General features: G+C 70.4%; 17 protein-coding genes. 8 read left to right on the forward strand and 9 right to left on the reverse strand.

The window, feature by feature from the left end; translation table 11 throughout:
• Positions 1 to 170: 170 nt before the first annotated feature.
• On the forward strand, positions 171 to 596 hold the full coding sequence (locus LG388_RS06395) for a hotdog fold thioesterase (protein ID WP_225782031.1): 426 nt from the start codon (positions 171 to 173) through the stop codon (positions 594 to 596).
• Positions 597 to 647: 51 nt separating this feature from the next.
• A complete protein-coding gene (locus LG388_RS06400; RefSeq protein ID WP_225782032.1) occupies positions 648 to 1,931 on the forward strand; it encodes a solute carrier family 23 protein in 1,284 nt (427 codons plus the stop codon).
• A gap of 76 nt (positions 1,932 to 2,007) precedes the next feature.
• Here LG388_RS06400 and LG388_RS06405 read toward each other — a convergent pair whose 3' ends face one another.
• Together LG388_RS06405 and LG388_RS06410 are read right to left on the reverse strand one after the other, a co-directional pair.
• Positions 2,008 to 3,753: a wax ester/triacylglycerol synthase family O-acyltransferase gene (locus LG388_RS06405; RefSeq protein WP_225782033.1), complete on the reverse strand. Its 1,746-nt coding sequence runs from the start codon at positions 3,751 to 3,753 to the stop codon at positions 2,008 to 2,010.
• Between the two features lie 237 nt (positions 3,754 to 3,990).
• Positions 3,991 to 4,338 (reverse strand): hypothetical protein, encoded by a 348-nt coding sequence (locus tag LG388_RS06410; protein ID WP_225782034.1) that lies wholly within the window; start codon positions 4,336 to 4,338, stop codon positions 3,991 to 3,993.
• A 274-nt stretch (positions 4,339 to 4,612) separates the two neighbouring features.
• On the opposite strand from LG388_RS06410, the gene minC reads away from it, so the two are divergent.
• The 4 genes from minC to phaP all read left to right on the forward strand — a co-directional run bounded on the left by minC (position 4,613) and on the right by phaP (position 7,175).
• Positions 4,613 to 5,362, forward strand: a complete 750-nt coding sequence (minC, locus tag LG388_RS06415) for a septum site-determining protein MinC (RefSeq protein WP_225782035.1) — start codon at positions 4,613 to 4,615, stop codon at positions 5,360 to 5,362.
• 64 nt (positions 5,363 to 5,426) lie between these two features.
• Positions 5,427 to 6,239: a septum site-determining protein MinD gene (gene minD / locus LG388_RS06420; RefSeq protein ID WP_225782036.1), complete on the forward strand. Its 813-nt coding sequence runs from the start codon at positions 5,427 to 5,429 to the stop codon at positions 6,237 to 6,239.
• A gap of 5 nt (positions 6,240 to 6,244) precedes the next feature.
• Positions 6,245 to 6,517: a cell division topological specificity factor MinE gene (minE, locus tag LG388_RS06425; RefSeq protein WP_225782037.1), complete on the forward strand. Its 273-nt coding sequence runs from the start codon at positions 6,245 to 6,247 to the stop codon at positions 6,515 to 6,517.
• 142 nt (positions 6,518 to 6,659) lie between these two features.
• Positions 6,660 to 7,175 carry a TIGR01841 family phasin gene (gene phaP, locus LG388_RS06430; protein WP_225782038.1) on the forward strand — a complete coding sequence of 172 codons (516 nt, stop codon included), beginning with the start codon at positions 6,660 to 6,662 and terminating at the stop codon, positions 7,173 to 7,175.
• A 243-nt stretch (positions 7,176 to 7,418) separates the two neighbouring features.
• Here the strand turns inward: phaP and LG388_RS06435 are convergent, their stop codons facing one another.
• A complete protein-coding gene (locus tag LG388_RS06435) occupies positions 7,419 to 7,826 on the reverse strand; it encodes a PaaI family thioesterase (protein WP_225782039.1) in 408 nt (135 codons plus the stop codon).
• A gap of 125 nt (positions 7,827 to 7,951) precedes the next feature.
• Between LG388_RS06435 and LG388_RS06440 the strand changes: the two genes are divergently transcribed.
• On the forward strand, positions 7,952 to 8,221 hold the full coding sequence (locus LG388_RS06440) for a DUF2164 domain-containing protein (RefSeq protein ID WP_225782040.1): 270 nt from the start codon (positions 7,952 to 7,954) through the stop codon (positions 8,219 to 8,221).
• Positions 8,222 to 8,723: 502 nt separating this feature from the next.
• Here the strand turns inward: LG388_RS06440 and LG388_RS06445 are convergent.
• The 6 genes from LG388_RS06445 to LG388_RS06470 all read right to left on the reverse strand — a co-directional run bounded on the left by LG388_RS06445 (position 8,724) and on the right by LG388_RS06470 (position 14,046).
• Positions 8,724 to 9,089, reverse strand: a complete 366-nt coding sequence (locus LG388_RS06445) for a hypothetical protein (protein WP_225782041.1) — start codon at positions 9,087 to 9,089, stop codon at positions 8,724 to 8,726.
• Positions 9,090 to 9,290: 201 nt separating this feature from the next.
• On the reverse strand, positions 9,291 to 10,064 hold the full coding sequence (locus LG388_RS06450; protein ID WP_225782042.1) for a class I SAM-dependent methyltransferase: 774 nt from the start codon (positions 10,062 to 10,064) through the stop codon (positions 9,291 to 9,293).
• Between the two features lie 121 nt (positions 10,065 to 10,185).
• Positions 10,186 to 10,767, reverse strand: coding sequence for a cob(I)yrinic acid a,c-diamide adenosyltransferase (locus LG388_RS06455; RefSeq protein WP_225782043.1), 582 nt, complete (start codon positions 10,765 to 10,767; stop codon positions 10,186 to 10,188).
• Positions 10,768 to 10,816: 49 nt separating this feature from the next.
• The gene (locus LG388_RS06460) at positions 10,817 to 12,328 is read right to left on the reverse strand and encodes a carboxylesterase/lipase family protein (protein ID WP_225782044.1); all 1,512 of its coding nucleotides are present in this window, start codon (positions 12,326 to 12,328) and stop codon (positions 10,817 to 10,819) included.
• Positions 12,325 to 13,302 carry a tripartite tricarboxylate transporter substrate binding protein gene (locus LG388_RS06465; RefSeq protein ID WP_225782045.1) on the reverse strand — a complete coding sequence of 326 codons (978 nt, stop codon included), beginning with the start codon at positions 13,300 to 13,302 and terminating at the stop codon, positions 12,325 to 12,327. The genes LG388_RS06460 and LG388_RS06465 overlap by 4 nt, the downstream gene beginning before the upstream one ends.
• An 81-nt stretch (positions 13,303 to 13,383) precedes the next feature.
• On the reverse strand, positions 13,384 to 14,046 hold the full coding sequence (locus LG388_RS06470) for a TetR/AcrR family transcriptional regulator (RefSeq protein WP_225782046.1): 663 nt from the start codon (positions 14,044 to 14,046) through the stop codon (positions 13,384 to 13,386).
• A gap of 146 nt (positions 14,047 to 14,192) precedes the next feature.
• Between LG388_RS06470 and LG388_RS06475 the strand changes: the two genes are divergently transcribed.
• The gene (locus LG388_RS06475; RefSeq protein ID WP_225782047.1) at positions 14,193 to 15,623 is read left to right on the forward strand and encodes an FAD-binding oxidoreductase; all 1,431 of its coding nucleotides are present in this window, start codon (positions 14,193 to 14,195) and stop codon (positions 15,621 to 15,623) included.
• Positions 15,624 to 15,736: the final 113 nt, after the last annotated feature.

Genomic DNA, 15,736 nt, shown 5'->3' on the forward strand with positions numbered 1-15,736 from the left:
CGCAGCGTACCAAGGCCGCGCCGTGCGCGCTGTAGGGACTCGCGCCCGGCCCGCGAAGGCCGTGGCGCGCCCCCGGCCGGCGCCCCGCCGGCTCGCGGGTCACGAAAGCGCGGCAGGAAGGGCGGGCGGTGGCTATAGTTTTGCGACTTTCAACGCCCCTCCCTTCGCCCATGGCCATCTGGCAAAAACCCATCGATCTGCAGGCGCTCAACGACCTGTCTCCCAACACCGCCGTCGGCCACCTCGGCATCGAGTTCATCGAGATCGGCGACGACTTCCTGCGCGCGCGGGTGCCGGTGGACCAGCGCACCGTCCAGCCTTTCGGCCTGCTGCACGGCGGCGTATCGGTGGTGCTGGCCGAAACGCTGGGCTCGATGGGGGCGTACTTCGCCTCGCCCGAGGGCCACCGCGCCGTGGGCCTGGACATCAACGCCAATCACCTGCGCGCCGCCACCAGCGGCTGGGTGACCGGCACGGCCCGGCCGGTGCACCGCGGCCGCACCACGCAGGTGTGGCAGATCGAACTGGCCAACGAGGCCGGGGAGCTGGTGTGCATTTCGCGCATCACGATGGCCATGCTCGTGCCGCGCGACTGAAGAAGAACGACACCCCGAGCGCATGCTCGACACGACGAGGAGAAGAGAAACATGAGCCTGTTCAGCTGGCGCGAAGTCGCCATGACCCCGGGCGCCGTGGTGGCGCCCGACGAACGCCTGCCCTGGCCGCAGACCGCGGCCATGGGCGTGCAGCACGTGATCGCGATGTTCGGCGCCACGGTGCTGGCGCCCATCCTCATGGGCTTCAACCCCAACATCGCGATCCTGATGAGCGGCATCGGCACGCTCATCTTCTACCTGATGACGGGCGGGCGCGTGCCCAGCTACCTGGGCTCGAGCTTCGCCTTCATCGGCGTGGTGATCGCGGCCTCGGGCTATGGCGGCCAGGGGCCGAATGCCAACCTGGGCGTGGCGCTGGGCGGCATCGTGGCCTGCGGCGTGCTCTATTTCCTGATCGGCCTGCTGGTGCAGGCCATCGGCACGGGCTGGATCGAGCGCTTCATGCCGCCCGTGGTGACGGGCGCGGTGGTGGCGGTGATCGGCCTGAACCTCGCGCAGGTGCCGATCAAGAACATGGCGCCGACCAATTTCGACGCCTGGATGCAGGCCGTGACCTTCCTTTGCGTGGGCCTGGTCGCGGTGTTCACGCGCGGCATGGTGCAGCGCCTCCTGATCCTGGTCGGGCTGATCCTGGCCACCGTGGTGTATGCCGTGCTCACCAACGGCCTGGGCCTGGGCAAGCCGATGGACTTCTCGGGCATCGCCAACGCGGCCTGGTTCGGCGCGCCCACCTTCACGGCGCCGGTGTTCCAGGCCAGCGCCATGCTGCTGATCGCGCCGGTGGCCATCATCCTGGTGGCCGAGAACCTGGGCCACCTGAAGGCCGTGACGGCCATGACCGGCCGCAACCTCGACCCGCTGATCGGCCGCGCCTTCATGGCCGACGGCGTGGCCACCGTGGTAAGCGGCGGCGCGGGCGGCACGGGCGTGACCACCTATGCCGAGAACATCGGCGTGATGGCCGCCACGCGCATCTATTCGACGGCCGTGTTCGTGGTGGCGGCCCTCATCGCACTGGTGCTGGGCTTTTCCCCCAAGTTCGGCGCGCTGATCCAGGCCATTCCACTGCCCGTGATGGGCGGCGTCTCGATCGTGGTCTTCGGCCTGATCGCCGTGGCCGGCGCCAAGATCTGGGTCGACAACAAGGTGGACTTTTCGGAGAACCGCAACCTGATCGTCGCCGCCATCACGCTGATCCTGGGCACGGGCGAATTCACGCTGAAGTTCGGCGACTTCGCGCTGGGCGGCATCGGCACCGCGACCTTCGGCGCCATCCTCCTGTGGGCGCTGCTGGGCCGCGCCAGGAACGCCTGAGCACGGCGCGCGGCATCCATCGAAAAAGCCCGCCGGTTTGCCGGCGGGCTTTTTTCCTGGGCGTGGGGGACCTGATTCAGCGGCCGGCGGCGGGTGCCGCCGCCTTCTTGCTGCGTGCCGCGCGCTTGGCCGGCGCGGCGGGAGGCAGCCGCTTGGGGGCGTCGGCGGTGGCCTTGGCCGCGGGGCGCTTGCGCGCCGGCCGGACCGGGGCCGCGCGTGCGGCGCCGCCTTCTTCTGCCGACGCCGGTGCGGCGGCAGCCTTGGCGGGGCTGCGCCGCGGAGCCGCCTTCGTGGGGGCGGGCGGGCGCCGCACCTCTTCCGGGTCATGGTCCAGGTTGCCCAGCACGGCCTTGGGGATCGACGCGTCCATGGCCTTGGCCGCGCTGGCATCGCCGGCCACGGGCGGCACCTTCTCCATCAAGGCCATCAGGGCCTGGTGCTCGGCCAGCATGTAGTCGCCGATCTCGGTGATGTCGGGCACCGCGCGGCGGCAGGCGATGAGGCCGTAGTCCATGCGGCCGTTGTAGCTTTGCACCGTGACGTTGAGCGCGCAGCCGTGGCTGGCGATGGACACCGGGTAGTAGCAGGTGACCAGCGCGCCCGCGAAGTACATCGGGAAGGGGGCGCCCGCGACATTGGAGATGGCCACGTTGGTGGCCGGTGGCAGCACGTTGACGAGGCCCGAGCGGCCGATCGTGGATGCCATGCCCGACATGAGCCAGGGCGCACCGAACATCGGGAAGTCGTCGAGCATCACGGCGCGGAACTTGTTGACCGTGGCCTTGGAGGCGGAGGAGGACTTGTTGATGGCCCTGAGCCGCTCCAGCGGGTCCTTGATGTCGGTCGCCAGGCTCACGAGCATCATGCTGGCCTGGTTGTTGGCGGTCTCGTCGCCGGCTTCGCGCAGGCTCACCGGCACGCCGGCGATCAGCGGCTGCTCGGGCAGGTCGTTGCTGTCCTGGAAGTACTTGCGCAGCGCGCCCGAGACGGTGGCCAGCACCACGTCGTTGAGCGACACGCCGAAGTGCCGCGCGATGGCCTTGGTGTCGGCCAGCGGAATGGTGCGGCCCGCGAAGCTGCGCTGGTTGGTGATGGAGACGTTGAAGGCGGTGCGCGGCGCGCGCATGTCGAAGCGCTTGACGAGTTCCTGCACGTCCGTGGCGCCCGGCCCCTCGCCGGGCGTGGCCAGCGAACTGATCGCCTTGCCCAGCGCGGGCAGCATCTTGTAGAGCTTGACGTACTGGGCCGCGGTGTTGCGCAGCGCGGCCGTGGCGAGTTCGGCCATGCCCAGCTGGTAGCTGCCGCGGCGGGGCTTGTCGCGCGGCGGCTTCACGACGCGGCCGGTGGGCTGCAGGTCGAAGATGGCCTTGCCCAGCGCCACACCGGCCTGGCCGTCGATGCCCGCGTGATGCACCTTGGTGTAGAGCGCCACATGGCCGCTCTTGAGGCCGTCGATGATGTAGAACTCCCACATCGGGCGGCTGCGGTCGATGAGCGAGGAGTGCAGCCGCGCCACGTACTGCTGCAGCTGCCGGTTGGTGCCGGGCCGCGGCAGCGTGATGTGGCGCACGTGGTAGTCGATGTCGACGTCGTCGTCCTCCACCCACACGGGGTTGGACAGGTCGAAGGGCATCAGCGCCAGCTTGCGCGTGAAGACATCCGCCAGATGGATGCGGCTGGCCATGAAGACCTTGGCATCCTCGTAGAAGTCCCCCTCGTAGTCGTCGGGCAGCTGCAGCACGTTCAGCGAACCGACGTGCATGGGCATTTCGGGGGTTTCGAAATGGAGAAAGGTGGCGTCCAGGCCACTGAGATGCTTCACGGGTGCCTCCTTGGCAGTTGGATTCTTGGGCCTGCACCTGGCCATGCGCAGGCCCTTTCTGCGCATCCTTTGTACCGCGGCGCAGAGCCCGGCCCATTGGCACAAACGCCGATGCGGTCGCGGCGGCAACAGGGCACCCGCCCCCTCGGCGCACCCGGCCGCATCGCCCGCGGGGGTGCCGGCGGTGGGCGGCTCGAAAAGGGTTCGAAAGGGGCTCGAAGGGCGGATCGAGGCAAATCAGGCCGCGGGCCGGCCGGGCGCGGTGTCGGCACCTTCGGGCTCTGCCGCCGGGCCGGGGTCGCGCCGCCGCCCGATGCCGGCCAGGCCGTTGCCCACCCAGTCCAGCAGCTGCTGGCGCTGCCGCGGGCAGCGCAGCCGCTGCAGCGGTACGGCGCCCAGCGGCCGGCCCGCCAGATGCAGCTCCACGCGCTCGAAGTAGTGGTTCAGGGCCTCGCCGGCGTCCCAGAGGCAGCGCTCGAGCGGGCCGAAATAATCGTCCACCAGCCGCGGCGGCTGCCCGGGCGCGCGCAGGCTGTAGGTGAACAGGTCGGCACGGACCGGCCGAATGTCCAAGATCGGATCCATCTGCAAACTCCCTGAATGCTTCTTGTATGGATGCCGCCCATTCTGGCGGGCGCGGCCGCCGTGGGGGAGCCCCCGGCGAGGTTACGAAACGAAACTGACTTGCAGCGGCTCGCGCCCCGCACGCAGCCGGCAAAGATGAAACCTGCTGCAACAGCTGTGCGTTGGCGGGAAGAAGCGCTCCGATCGCGCCGGAAATGGCGGGAAGGGGCCGTTAGACTCGGGCGCTTCGGGCGCGGCCTGCTACGCCCTGTCTTTCTTCCACCTTCCCGTTCCGATGACCGATGCCTCCGCCGCGCGCCACCGCGCGGTGTTCGAATTCAAGAGCGCGACGCTGCCGCTGATCGCGGTGATCCTCAAGACCGGTGACCTCGGCGTGCTGCGCACGGCGCTGGACGCCCAGCTGGCCGATTCGCCCGATTTCTTCGAGCAGGAGCCGGTGGTCATCGATCTTTCCCAGCTGAACGAAGCGGACCAGCAGGCGCCGATCGATTTCGTGTCGCTGCGCGCCATCCTGTCGCGCCACCAGACCCAGCCCGTGGCCGTGCGCGGCGCCAACGGCGCGCATGCGCAGGCCGCGCGCGCCGCCGGCCTGGCGATCGCCGCCATGCCGGCGGCGCCGGTCACGCGCCCGCCAGCCCCGGCACCCGCCCCCGAGCCGCAGATCGTGCGCGAGGTGCCGGTGCCTGCCGGCGGCACGCTGCTGATCGACCGGCCGCTGCGTTCGGGCCAGCAGGTGTATGCGCGCGGGGGCGACGTGATCGTGACCGAGGTGGTGAACTTCGGCGCCGAGGTGATCGCCGACGGCCATGTGCATGTGTACGCGCCGCTGCGCGGCAAGGCCATCGCGGGTGCGCGCGGCAATGCCGACGCGCGCATCTTCACGACCTGCCTGGAAGCGCAGCTGATCGCGATCGCCGGCATCTACCGCACCGCCGAAGTGCCGCTGCCGGCCGGCGTGGCGGGCAAGGCGGCACAAATCCGCCTGGCCGACGAAAAACTGCTGATGGAAGCCATCGCGTCCTGATTCCCAGGCGCGGGCTTTCGGACAATCTCAATCCATTCATCGAAGAGAAAAGAGGACTCAGGCAATGACCAGAATCGTGGTGGTGACCTCGGGCAAGGGCGGCGTCGGCAAGACGACCACCAGCGCGAGCTTTGCGTCCGGGCTGGCCCTGGCCGGCAAGAAGACGGCGGTGATCGACTTCGACGTGGGCCTGCGCAACCTGGACCTCATCATGGGCTGCGAGCGCCGCGTGGTGTACGACCTGATCAACGTGATCCAGGGCGAGGCCAACCTCAAGCAGGCGCTGATCAAGGACAAGCAGTGCGACAACCTCTACGTGCTGGCCGCTTCGCAGACGCGCGACAAGGAAGCGCTGACGCAGGACGGCGTGGAGAAGGTCCTCAACGAGCTGCGCGAGATGGACTTCGACTACGTGGTCTGCGACTCGCCGGCCGGCATCGAGACTGGCGCGCTGATGGCCATGCATTTCGCCGACGAGGCGCTGATCGTGACCAACCCCGAGGTGTCCTCGGTGCGCGATTCGGACCGCATCCTGGGCATGCTGAGCAGCAAGACCAAGCGGGCCAAGGAGGGCGGCGAGCCGATCAAGGAGCACCTGCTGATCACGCGCTACAACCCCGGCCGCGTGGCCGACGGCCAGATGCTGTCGCTGGAAGACATCCAGGACATCCTGCGCATCAAGCTGATCGGCGTGATCCCGGAATCGGAGACGGTGCTCAATGCGTCGAACCAGGGCATTCCAGCCATCCACGACAAGGGCACCGACGTGGCCGAGGCCTACACCGACGTGGTGGCGCGCTTCCTGGGCGAAGACCGTCCGATGCGCTTCGTCGAGGCCGAGAAGCCCGGCTTCTTCAAGCGCCTGTTCGGGAGGTAAGGCCCATGTCCTTTCTCTCCTTCCTGCTCGGCGAGAAGAAGAAGACGGCCAGCGTGGCCAAGGACCGGCTGCAGATCATCCTGGCGCACGAGCGCTCCAGCCTCAGCGGCCGGCGCCCGGACTACCTGCCCGAGCTGCAGCGCGAGCTGGTGGCCGTGATCTCGAAGTACGTGTCCATCCAGCCCGGCGACATCAAGGTGCACCTGGAAAAGCAGGACGACCTGGAAGTGCTGGACATCAAGATCGAGCTGCCCGAAGCGCCCGCCGCCGCGCGCTGAGCGTGGGCCTTCCTCTTCTGCGCCCTGCCCTGCGCCCCGCCACGGCCGTGACGGGGCGCTTTGCATAGGGGGCCTGCCGGCGTATCGTGCACGGGCATTCGCTGTTTCGTTTCCCATCCATCCCTTCAAGGAGACAGAGCCCATGGCCACCCGCAAGACCAGCAGTACCGCATCCTCCAAGGACAACACCCCCGGCGCCGACCCGGCCGCCCAGTTCCAGGAGGCGCAGAACGCCATGCGGCAAGCCCTGGAAGGCGCGGCCGAGCGGCTGCAGTCGCTGAACCTCACGGGCACCGCGGCCACGCTGATGGAGCACGGCCGCAAGGACATCGAGGCGCTGGTGGAAGCCAACAAGCGCTCGTACCAGGGGCTGCAGACCGTCGTGCAGCGCCAGACCGAGATGCTGCGCCAGTCCATCACGAACTGGCAGGACGCCGTCTCGGGCATGCAGGGCCAGGACATGTCGGCCAACCTGGCCAAGCTCGACGAAATGGGCAGATCGGCCTTCCAGCAGGCGCTCAACGACCTGCGCGAGCTGGCCGAAGTGGCGGCCAAGTCGCAGTCCGAAGCCTTCGACATCGTGCGCCAGCGCATCCAGGACAACGTGGAGCAGGTGTCGCAGCTGCTGCAGCCGGGCCGCGACAAGAAGAAGCCCTGAGAAGGTGTGAACGAACCCGACATGCCCGCTCATTCCGCCAAAACACACCCGCTCTGCGTTGCAAATGCTCGCCATAGCCCGAGCTATGGCTGCGCTTTGCGCCTTGATCGGTCGCATTTTCGCGGCCTGCTCGGCCACGCCGGATTCATTCACACCTTCTGAGCCCATCGGCAGCGGGCAGCCAGCGGCCGGGCGCTGGCCTCGCCAAGGTGCCGGAAGCGATGCGGCCGCTGCCTTCGGCGCTCAGCGCGGGGCGCGCGGCCGCAGCAGCTTGCCGGTGGACGAGGCGCGCGCCAGCACCTGGCCTTGGGCCGAGTACAGCGAGGCTTCCAGAAACACCACGCTGCCACCCCAGCGCAGCACGCGCGCCTCGGCCTCCACCGGGGCCACGCCCACGCGTTCCAGGAAGCTCACCTTCAGCTCCAGAGAGGCCAGGCCCACGCCGGGCTCGCGCGCGACCACGGCAAAGGCCATGCTGTTGTCCAGCCAGGCCGTGATGAATCCGCCCTGCACGATGGTGCCTTCGGTGTGGGCGAACTCCGGGCGCGGCAGGAAGCGCACGCGCGCCACGCCCTGCGGGTCGCTGTGCAGCAGCCGGTCGAAGCCCATGGCGCGCAGCAGGGGCTGGGTGTTCGTTTCGATCTCGTTCATGGAAGCGTGAAGCAGCAGCGATGGGCCCAGCATAGGGGCGGCCGGACGCTGCGCCTGTCGCGCGCGCAGCGCCGGCGGCGTGCGATGCTTGCGGCTTCGCCCTCACCGCCTTTTCTTTCTTCGTCATGTCCATCGAACTGCCCCGCGAGGTCCGCCAGCAGGCGGTCCAGTCCATCGAGCGCTACTTCGACGAAGAGCTGGGCCAGCGCATCGGCAACATCCAGGCCGGCGCGATGCTCAATTTCTTTCTGCAGGAGATCGCCCCCAGCGTCTACAACCACGCGATCCGCGACGCGCAGGAGCGGCTGCTGGGCCGCGTGCAGGAGCTGGACATCGAATGCCACGAGGACGAATTCATGCACTGGCGATCGCCGGCGCCACCCCGGCGGCGCTGAACGCCGCGGCCCCCGCAAGCCGCCGCGCCCAGAAAAAAGGCCCGCTCGAAAGGCGGGCCGCGAAGAAGCCCTGAGCGGGCCCACGAGGAGACTTGCAACAAGTTCGGCTCGTTGATGGGTTCTTGATGTGTGACGGGAATGACTTTCTCACGCCATTGCATGCGCAAATCGTGACAAAGTTGGCACTTGCTCAGGCGCTGGCGTCAGCAAATGTCACAGCTGGGCGCGCTGGGTGAAGAGGGCCCGATGCCCCAGCGGCGTTCCGGACAAGGGCGTCTGGACGGCGGCGAGGCCAGCGAGGACGCGAGGCGAAGGCGGGCACCCGCCCCAGGCCCAGGGCTCAGAAGGTGTGAATGAATCCGGCGTGGCCAAGCAGACCGTCCAGGGGTGCGCCATCGAGGCGCAAAGCGCAGCCATGGCTCGGGCTATGGCGAGCATTTGCAACGATGAGGGCGTGCACCTGGGCGGGATGAGCGGGCATGTGGGGTTCGTTCACACCTTCTCAGGCGCCAGTTCCGGAAGATGCGGGATCCTGCGGCCGCGCCGGCCCCTTCGGCAGCTTGCCGCCCAGCCATTCCCCGAAATTGCGGATGGGCCGGCTCGCCGCTTCCGACGCGCGGTTGACGCCCTTCAGCGTGGCGTCTCCAGCGCGGTCGATGCCGCGGCCCGCCGCGTCGGTGCCCTTCTTCACGCCGCCCAGCACCTTGCCGTCGGTCGAGGGCTGCGGCAGGGTCTGGGCGCGTTGCGGCGGCTGGCTGGGTTGCGCGAAGGCCGGCAGCGCGGCGCTTGCAAGGGCCAGGGCAGCGGCCGCCAGCAGGCCGGTGCCGGGCCCGAGGGGACGGCGACGGTTGAGATTGAACGAGCGCATGGGTGCCTCCTGAAAAGTGGATCCGCATGGGCGGCGCGGACGACGCGGCGCCGAAGCCAGAAGAGGGTAGGCAAGCCGCGCGGCCCGCCGCGTAGGCGCAGCACGCTGTTCCACTCGGTCACACCGTGGGGGCTTTCCGCCGCCTGCGGTCGGCACCGCGTCCCGGCAGCCAGGGCCCAGCGACGCGCCCTTGCATCAATGTCAATGGCCCCGCGTCGCGGTGTACTCCGAGAACACGCCCAGCTCCACGTGCCGCCGCACGTCCACAAAGCCCGCCGCGCGCAGCGCGTCCATCACCGTGGCCGGCGCGATGCAGGCCTCGATGGTGTCCCAGTAGAAGCGCCAAAGCTCCGGCGTGGTGCTCTTCCTGCGCGCCACCACGCGCGCGATGACCGGCACCACGGTGCGCATGTAGGCCTTGAGCGCGGCCGTGCCCCAGGCACTTTCGGGCTTGCTGATCTCCAGGATCAGCAGGCGCGCGCCCGGGCGCAGCACGCGGTGGAACTCGTCGAAGGCCGCGCCCACGTCCGAGATGTGGCGCAGCGCATAGCCCAGGCTCAGGAAGTCGGCGCTGGCGTCGGGCCGCGGCAGCGCCTCGGCGCGGCCGGTCACGAGTTCGACGCCCGGCAGCGCCACCTCGCCCATCATGCCGGGGCTCGGGTCCACGCCCACCAGCTGGCCGCGCGGGCCGATGAGCGCGAGCGCCTCCCGCGCGACCAAGCCGGTGCCGATGCCCACGTCCAGCACCTGCGCCCCCTCGGCCAGGCCCGCGCGCTGCAGCGCCGTGCGCCGGTACCAGGGGCCGCTGCCCAGGGCGAGCACGCGCTCGATGCGGTCGTAGTCGGGCGCCGTGTCATCGAAGATGCGGCGCAGGTACCGCGTGTGCTCGGCCTCGTCGGCGTAATAGGCCGGCAGCGGCGTGTGCGGGAGCTGGACCTTGACCGGGTCCTGCGCGGAGCGGGCCTGAACGTTCATCGGGCGCCATGATAGGGGCCGCTCCCGGCGCACGTCGCCGACCGCCCCACAGGCCGAAGGGAGTGGAAACCCGCAGCGCGCGGGCCCTGGCATGCGCCGTGTCCGGCCATGCGGGCCGTGCTCAGCCGCCGTCGCGCTGCGTGCGCGCCAGCCGCTCGCTCTTCCAGTACACGTCGTCGCCACCGTCCATGCGGTTGAGCACGCGCGCCAGCACGAAAAGCAGGTCGGACAGGCGGTTGAGGTAGTGCCGCGGCGCGGCGTTCACGGCGCCCTCGCCTTCGTGGGCAGCCAGCGCCACCACGGCGCGTTCGGCCCGGCGCGCGACGGTGCGGCACACATGGGCCTGCGCGGCCGCGCGCGTGCCGGCCGGCAGGATGAATTCCTGCAGCCGTGGCAGCGCGGCGTTGTGGTCGGCCAGCGCCTGGTCCAGCTGCAGCACGGCCTCTTCCTTCAGCAGCGCGTGGCCCGGCATCGACAGCTCGCCGCCCAGGTTGAAGAGCTGGTGCTGCACGTCGACCAGCAGCGCCCGCACGGGCCCGGGCAGCGGCTCGCACAGCAGCAGGCCGATGTGCGAATTGAGCTCGTCCACGTCGCCCATCGCCGCGAAGCGCGCATGGTGCTTGGGCAGGCGCGTGTTGTCGGCCAGGCCGGACGTGCCGTCGTCACCCGTGCGCGTGGCGATCTGCGTGAGTCGGTTGGCCATGCGGGCCTCCTCGGGAATCTGGGGCGCGGATTGTCACCCACGGACGGGGTCAGGCCGGGGCATCCGGGGCGTCCGCGGCGTCCCACAGGTCCAGGCCGGCCTCGGAGGCCGGCATGCACTCGTCGTGCGAGACCGTGTCGAAGCGCCGCTGCCACGGCGCCCGAGCCGTGTAGGCGGGCCAGCCGGGGTCGCCCTCGCGCGCAAAACGCAGCCACGCGCCGTGCATGGCCTGCGCCAGCGCCGCGGGCGGTGCCGGGCCGGCCAGTTCACGCCCGGCCGGCGTGTCCAGCGTCCGGAAGACGAAGGGCAGTTCCACGCCATGGGCCGCACCCAGCTGGCCGTTCCATTGCGGCGAGTGCCAGTCGAATTCGTAGAAAAAGGTGCGCCGCCCCGCGGCCTCCGATGCACGGGCGATCTGCCGCGCAGGCGCACGGTAGTAGCCGTCGGTCTGCAGCCGGCACAGCAGTTCGCCCGCATGGGCCGCGCCGCGCTCAGGCGCATAGCGCTCGGGCGCCCCGGGCGGCAGGCCCATCTGCGCCGCGAACGCCCGCGCGTCGGCCAGGGTGAAGCGGTCCAGGGCGCCGCCGGGCACGTGGTACAGGCGCATTTCCTGCGCGTTGGCGCCGACCAGCACGCCGCGAACCGCGCCCTGCCCCGCTGCCGCCCGGCGCAGGGCGGCGACCGGTGGCGCGCGCAGCAGCTCGCCGTCGACCACCGGCCGCAACGGAAAGAAGTGGCGCGGGCCCAGGCCCCAGCGCACGCGCAGGGCCGCATCGACCGACAGGCGCTGAACGGCCCGCAGCAGCACAGGCAGCGGCACGCCCGCCAGTGCGTCCAGCGTGGCCGGCACCCCCAGCAGGCCGGCGACGGCTTCGCGCGCCAAGGCCGCGTCGGCCAGGTTGTGGCAGGTGATGCTGGGGCTTTGCAGCGCCGCTTGCTGGAACAGCCCGCGCGCGGCCGGCAGTCCCATCAAGCAGGCGACCGCACCACCGCCGGCGGATTGGCCAAAAAGCGTCACACGTCCTGCGTCGCCGCCGAAGTTGCCGATCTCGCGCCGCACCCAGCGCAGGCCTTCGAGCAGATCGAGCAGCCCGCGGTTGGCCGGCACGCCCGGGAAGTGCATGAAGCCGTCCACGCCCAGCCGGTACTGCAGCGCCACGAACACGACGCCGGCGCGCGCGAAGGCCGCGCCGTCATACAGCGGCTCGCTGGCGCTGCCGCGCATGAAGCCGCCCCCATGCACCCAGACCATCACGGGCAGCGCCGCGCCGGGCGCCGCCCCGGCCGGTGCCCAGAGGTTCAGTCGCAGGCAGTCCGGATCGCCCAGCACGGCGCCCGGGTTGCCGCGCGGCACTTGCGGGGCGGCCGGGCCGGGCTGCGTGCAGTCGCGCTCGCCGCGCCATCCGGCCGCCGGCAGGGGCGGCGCGAAGCGCAGCGCCCCCGTCGGCGGCTGGGCAAAGGGCACGCCGCGGTAGGCCACCCCTCCATCGGTGCACTGGCCACGCACGCGGCCCCCATGGGAGAGCCGCACCAGCGCCGCTTCGGCCGGCGTGGCATTCACTCGGTGGCCAGGCCCAGGCGGTCGATCAGCGGACGCCAGACCTGCGCGTCGCGCGCCGCCCATTCGCGGGCCTCACCGGGGCGCGAGTCGGTTACCGTCACGTTCATCCCCTCCATGCGCGTGCGGTAGCCGGCGTCGGCATTGCAGGCGCGCGTGACCTCGCTCAGGCGGGCGAGCACGGCCGGCGGCGTGCCGGCGCGCGCGACGATGGAGATCCACAAGGGGCGCGCCAGCTCCGCGGCCGCGGGCAGCGCCTCGGCGACCGTGGGCACCTGCGGCAGGAGCGGCGAGCGCCGCGCGCCGAAGAGCGCCAGCGCCTGCAGCTTGCCCGCCTTGAGATGCGGCACGGCGGTGCCGATCACGAGCGTCATGGCCTGGATCTGTTCGCCCATCAGCGCCGTGAGGCCCGCGGATTCGCCCACGAAAGGCACGTGCGTGCCGGCCACGCCCAGGCGCTCCACCAGCGCGGTGGTCAGCAGATGCGCCGGGCTGCCCTTGCCGGGCGAGCCGAAATCGAGGCCGCCCGCCTTGCCCCTGGCCAGCGGCCCGAGCTGGTCGAGCCGCGTGATGCCCAGCGAGGCCGGCACGGTGAGCACCAGCGGCGTGGTGCCCAGCACGCCAATGTCGTCGAAGTCCTTGTCGGGCAGATAGGGCGCGGTGCGGTACACGTAGGGCGTGATGGTCATCTGCGACATGCCGATGCTCATCAGCGTGTAGCCATCCGCCGGCTGCGCCTTCAGGGTGTTGACCGCCAGCACGCCGTTGGCGCCCGGCCGGTTCTGCACCACCACCGGCTGGCCCAGCCCGCGCGCCGCGCAGTCGGCCCAGGCGCGCGTGATGGCATCGGAGCCGCTGCCGGGCGGCTGCTGCGCGATCAGCTGCACAGGCCGGTTCGGGTAGCTCTGGGCCTGCCCGGCGGCAGCGGCGGCCAGCAGGGCGGCGCCCAGGCACAGGCGGCGGGAAAGAAGGGTCATGCTCGTTGTCTCGTCAGTCGTGGAAAAGGATGGCGCGCGGCCCGGCCTGCGCACGGGATGGCACGGCGCAGGGTCTGAGGTTCAGCGCGTGTCGGGAGGGGCAGTCAGCTGCGCGGCCGCGCGGCACTGGTCCACGATCAGGCCGATCAGGCAATCGAGCTGGTCGGACTGCGCGTGCGAGGGCGGCGCAAACAGGGTCAGCAGGCCCATGCCGCGCAGCGTGGACAGCGCCATGGCCACCAGCGCCTCGCGTGGCCCGGAGGGCAGCCGCGAGAGCTCCGGCAGCGCGGTGGCGAATTGCGCGCGCACGCGCCGGCCGACCGACTCGCGTTGCCGCTGCACATGCGCCAGCACCTCGGGCTGCGAACGGCTGCCCAGGTAGATGTGCCAGGCGGCGATGAAGCGCGGCTGCGCGTACACCTGCTGCCAGAGCGCCCGCACGAAATGGGCGGCGCGGGCCGCCAGCGGTGCCGCCGGGTCGGGCAGCAGCTGGCTCTGCAACGCGTCCGAAGCGAGCAGCTCGTCGAGCACCCGCATCATCAGCGCCGCCTTGGAATCGAAGTGATGCTGCACGGCTCCGGAACTGAGCCCGGCGCGCCGCGCCAGCTGGTGGATGGACATTTCCTCCAGCCCGCCAGTCTGGATCACCTCGATGGCAGTGGCGATCAGGTGCTGCTGCGTGGCCGCGCTGCGCTCGGCATGGCTGCGTCGCGGATGCCGCGCCGGCGAAGGCCTCAGGGTCATCACCCTCTCCATGAAATATGCATTACGAACATAATGTAAATGCCGGCTCGGCCCACACCGCTGCGGGCAAACCCGGCCCTGCCGGTCGCCGCGCGGCGATCCCGGTACAGTGATTGCCCTGCCTTCCTCCCCAGAGAGACAACATCATGAATGCGCCCACGCAACTCGCCCACGTCGCCCCCCAGATCGCCCCGCGCGAGGTGCCCGCGGCGCTCATCACCGCGCTGCAGGCGCGCTTTGGCGCGCAGTGCTCGGTCGCGCTGGCGGTGCGCGAGCAGCATGGCCGCGACGAGTCCTCGTACACCGAGGTGCCGCCGCCCGCGGCCGTGGTCTTCGCCGAGAGCACGCAGGACGTGGCCGATGCGGTGAAGCTGGCCGGCGCGCATGACGTGCCCGTGATCCCCTTCGGCGTCGGCTCCTCGCTCGAGGGGCATCTGCTGGCCGTGCAGGGCGGCATCAGCGTCGACGTCTCGCGCATGAACCGCGTGCTGTCGGTCAATGCGGACGACCTCACGGTCACGGTGCAGCCGGGCGTCACGCGCAAGCAGCTCAACGACGAGATCAAGTCCACGGGCCTGTTCTTTCCCATCGACCCGGGCGCCGACGCCTCCATCGGCGGCATGACCGCCACGCGCGCCAGCGGCACGAACGCCGTGCGCTACGGCACCATGCGCGAGAACGTGCTGGCGCTCGAAGTGGTGACCGCCAGCGGCGAGGTGGTGCGCACCGGCACGCGGGCCAAGAAGTCTTCGGCCGGCTACGACCTCACGCGGCTCTTCGTGGGCAGCGAAGGCACGCTGGGCGTGGTGACCGAGATCACGCTGCGCATCTATCCGCTGCCCGAAGCCGTGTCGGCCGCGATCTGTTCCTTCCCGAGCATCGAGGCCGCCGTGCGCACCACCATCGAGACGATCCAGCTCGGCGTGCCCATCGCGCGCGTGGAGCTGATCGACCACAACACGGTGCGCATGGTCAACGCCTACAGCAAGCTGAACCTGCGCGAGGAGCCGATGCTGCTGATGGAGTTCCACGGCTCACCGGCCGGCGTGAAGGAGCAGGCCGAGACGGTGCAGGAGATCGCCAGCGGCCACGGCGGCAACGCCTTCGAGTGGGCGAGCACACCCGAAGAGCGCACGCGCCTGTGGACGGCGCGGCACAACAGCTACTTCGCGGCGATTGCCTCACGCCCGGGCTGCCGCGCCATCAGCACCGACACCTGCGTGCCCATCTCGCGCCTGGCCGACTGCCTGCTGGAATCGGTGGCCGAGGTCGATGCCAGCGGCATCCCCTACTTCCTGGTCGGCCACGTGGGCGACGGCAACTTCCACTTCGGCTACCTGATCGACCCCAACGACCCGGCCGAGCGCGAGAAGGCCGAGCAACTCAACCACGCGCTGGTGGCGCGCGCCATCGCGCTGGAAGGCACCTGCACCGGCGAGCACGGCGTGGGCCTGCACAAGATGGGCTTCCTGGTCGACGAGGCCGGCGCGGGCGCCATTGACCTGATGCGCACCCTCAAGCGCGCACTGGATCCGAAGAACATCATGAATCCGGGGAAGATTTTCAGCTGGGGCTGAAGATAGATGGGCGGCTGGGCGCGCGGGCCGGGTGCGAAGTGACATCGTGCCCACAGCTTCACGGGGCGCGGGCTGCAATCGACCAGAAGCAGCCCGGCCGCATCATCGGCCAA

Source organism: Xenophilus sp. Marseille-Q4582 (genome assembly GCF_916700565.1).
Lineage (GTDB): Bacteria > Pseudomonadota > Gammaproteobacteria > Burkholderiales > Burkholderiaceae_C > Xenophilus.

Excerpts from the sequence above, each read along its gene's own strand:
- LG388_RS06395 (WP_225782031.1), top strand. The coding sequence starts at position 171 with ATGGCCATCTGGCAAAAACCCATCGATCTGCAGGCGCTCAACGACCTG.
- LG388_RS06400 (WP_225782032.1), top strand. The coding sequence starts at position 648 with ATGAGCCTGTTCAGCTGGCGCGAAGTCGCCATGACCCCGGGCGCCGTG.
- LG388_RS06410 (WP_225782034.1), bottom strand. The coding sequence starts at position 4,338 with ATGGATCCGATCTTGGACATTCGGCCGGTCCGTGCCGACCTGTTCACC.
- minC (WP_225782035.1), top strand. The coding sequence starts at position 4,613 with ATGACCGATGCCTCCGCCGCGCGCCACCGCGCGGTGTTCGAATTCAAG.
- minD (WP_225782036.1), top strand. The coding sequence starts at position 5,427 with ATGACCAGAATCGTGGTGGTGACCTCGGGCAAGGGCGGCGTCGGCAAG.
- minE (WP_225782037.1), top strand. The coding sequence starts at position 6,245 with ATGTCCTTTCTCTCCTTCCTGCTCGGCGAGAAGAAGAAGACGGCCAGC.
- phaP (WP_225782038.1), top strand. The coding sequence starts at position 6,660 with ATGGCCACCCGCAAGACCAGCAGTACCGCATCCTCCAAGGACAACACC.
- LG388_RS06435 (WP_225782039.1), bottom strand. The coding sequence starts at position 7,826 with ATGAACGAGATCGAAACGAACACCCAGCCCCTGCTGCGCGCCATGGGC.
- LG388_RS06440 (WP_225782040.1), top strand. The coding sequence starts at position 7,952 with ATGTCCATCGAACTGCCCCGCGAGGTCCGCCAGCAGGCGGTCCAGTCC.
- LG388_RS06445 (WP_225782041.1), bottom strand. The coding sequence starts at position 9,089 with ATGCGCTCGTTCAATCTCAACCGTCGCCGTCCCCTCGGGCCCGGCACC.
- LG388_RS06450 (WP_225782042.1), bottom strand. The coding sequence starts at position 10,064 with ATGAACGTTCAGGCCCGCTCCGCGCAGGACCCGGTCAAGGTCCAGCTC.
- LG388_RS06455 (WP_225782043.1), bottom strand. The coding sequence starts at position 10,767 with ATGGCCAACCGACTCACGCAGATCGCCACGCGCACGGGTGACGACGGC.
- LG388_RS06465 (WP_225782045.1), bottom strand. The coding sequence starts at position 13,302 with ATGACCCTTCTTTCCCGCCGCCTGTGCCTGGGCGCCGCCCTGCTGGCC.
- LG388_RS06470 (WP_225782046.1), bottom strand. The coding sequence starts at position 14,046 with ATGACCCTGAGGCCTTCGCCGGCGCGGCATCCGCGACGCAGCCATGCC.
- LG388_RS06475 (WP_225782047.1), top strand. The coding sequence starts at position 14,193 with ATGAATGCGCCCACGCAACTCGCCCACGTCGCCCCCCAGATCGCCCCG.